We start from the raw sequence: 394 nt of genomic DNA on the forward strand, positions 1-394 counted from the left end.
GTCGGCCGAATAGAGCACCGCCGGGGCCTTGCCATTGTTCTTCCACCAATGGGCGAGCTGGCCGAATTCGACGCTCACGTCGCCAGCCTGGTGCTCAATTCCCACCTTGCAGGTGCTGCGATATTCGGTGATCGAGCCTTCGACGACGAGGATGTTGGCGGGACGAACAGTGTGCTCGTGCCAGGGCACGACACCGCCGGGCTGAACGACGAGCTTGCGCAGGCGCAGCATGTTGCCTTTCCAGGCCTCGCCCTTCGGGCTCAGATCGATCGCGGAAAGGACATCGTCGGTAACGCCTACTGGCTTGCTCGGATGCTCCTGGATATCAGTCGTGGCAGCTTGGCCCGCAGGGCAGTCGCCGGCAAAGGCCGGGGCAACGGAAAATGCAGCCGTT

1 protein-coding gene is annotated in these 394 nt (G+C 62.9%); it reads right to left on the reverse strand.

The window, feature by feature from the left end; genetic code table 11:
* Window positions 1-394 (reverse strand): cupin domain-containing protein (locus ACWGS8_RS35210; protein ID WP_454585213.1); only part of this gene is annotated, 394 nt, incomplete at both ends.

The organism is Mesorhizobium sp. 43Arga (genome assembly GCF_053714255.1).